Raw genomic sequence first — 1,710 nt, forward strand, 5'->3', positions numbered from 1 at the left:
CCCACACGGTCAAATTTTGGGGACGAGCGATTTTCTCCCTAATGAAGCTGCAAAAAGAAGATGATCATCAGCTCCATTATTTTAAAGAACATAACAGCTCATTATTACTCGATTATGCCAAATTAGAATCAAAACTCGGTGAGCGTACAGTAATCGAAAATGATGACTGGATCGCCGTGGTCCCTTACTGGGCCCTTTGGCCTTATGAAACCCTATTGCTCCCTAAAGTGCCAATCAAACAATTACCCGAACTTTCCGAGTCTATGCGCCACTCTCTTTCCCATATTTTAAAAATATTATTAACTAAATATGACCAACTCTTTGATACTTCATTTCCATATTCGATGGGATGGCACGGCGCACCTAGCCAAAAAGGAACAACAGAAGTCAGTCACTGGCAACTCCATGCACATTTTTACCCCCCTTTATTGCGCTCAGCAACCGTTAAAAAATTTATGGTGGGATATGAAATGCTTGGCGAGGCCCAGCGTGACCTCACTCCAGAACAAGCCGCAGTACGCCTTCGAGCACTTTAAACATTAGGATGATAATTGCATGAAATTTCAGCTCAATGATACTTTTACTGAACTCTATAAAAAACCAGCTCAATGGCATATCTGCTCACCGGGCCGTGTGAATTTAATTGGTGAACATACAGATTACAATCATGGATTTGTCATGCCAATGGCGATTGATAAAGCAACTCACTTATTTATCCGCCCCCGCCAAGACAGCCAAGTTAACCTTTATGCTGCTAATTTTGAGAATAGTTATTCTTTTTTACTCGACCAACTTCGTGCAGGTGAGCATGAGTGGGGAGAATATGCAAAAGGCATGGCCTGGGCAATTCATACTTATTATCAAAAACTAAAATACGGCTTCGATGCAGTGGTTTATGGAGATATTCCCATTGGTGCAGGCTTATCCTCATCAGCCGCATTTGAGCTTGCGATCGGCCAAGCATTTTGTCTTAGCAACAGCTTAAACTGGGATCCTGTGATCATGGCCAAACTTGCCCAACAGGCTGAAAACGAATGGGTCAAAGTCAACTGCGGCATCATGGATCAGTTCATCTGTTCGTTAGGCCAAGTCAACCATGCTTTACTCATTGACTGTGACTCTCTCGAATATGAGCAACTGCCACTGCCTCATAATACTAAAGTCATCATCATGGATACCGCCACACGTCGCGGCCTTGTTGAGTCTGCCTACAACGAGCGTCGCGAACAATGTGAAGCCGCCGCAGAGAGCATGGCGGTTGAAACATTACGGACACTTGGAGAAAAAGATTTACCTACGCTACAAACACGCTTGGATAAAACAACTTATGCACGTGCCAAACATGTGATTAGTGAAAATGCGCGCGTACTTGAAGCTAAGCAAGCTCTACTCAATAATGATCCAATTCATTTCGGCAAGCTTATGGTCAGCAGCCATGAAAGCCTTTGTCAAGACTTCGAGGTTTCCAGCGAGGCACTCGATACGATGGTTCAAATTGCTTTAGACACAGAGGGCTGCTTTGGCGCACGCATGACCGGTGCAGGCTTTGGTGGCTGCGCGATTGCCCTAGTACGCGCCGATGAAGCTGAACAGTTTGTAAAAACTGTTACAGAACAATACCAAAAATCACAACAAATGGAGCCTTACCTTTATATTTGCGCACCTTCCCAAGGCTGTAGTGCCTCTCCAATCAACTAACCACAAAGAAGC

1 protein-coding gene and 1 pseudogene are annotated in these 1,710 nt (G+C 44.4%); both read left to right on the forward strand.

From position 1 onward, the window contains the following. Window positions 1-536 (forward strand): annotated as a pseudogene (galT, locus tag BGC07_RS04790) (galactose-1-phosphate uridylyltransferase); the annotation flags it as partial. A 19-nt stretch (window positions 537-555) separates the two neighbouring features. After that, entirely contained in the window at window positions 556-1,698 is a 1,143-nt protein-coding gene (locus BGC07_RS04795) for a galactokinase (protein ID WP_069312175.1), read from the forward strand. Window positions 1,699-1,710: the final 12 nt, after the last annotated feature.

Source organism: Piscirickettsia litoralis, from assembly GCF_001720395.1.
GTDB lineage: Bacteria > Pseudomonadota > Gammaproteobacteria > Piscirickettsiales > Piscirickettsiaceae > Piscirickettsia > Piscirickettsia litoralis.

Excerpts from the sequence above, each read along its gene's own strand:
- BGC07_RS04795 (WP_069312175.1), top strand. The coding sequence starts at position 556 with ATGAAATTTCAGCTCAATGATACTTTTACTGAACTCTATAAAAAACCA.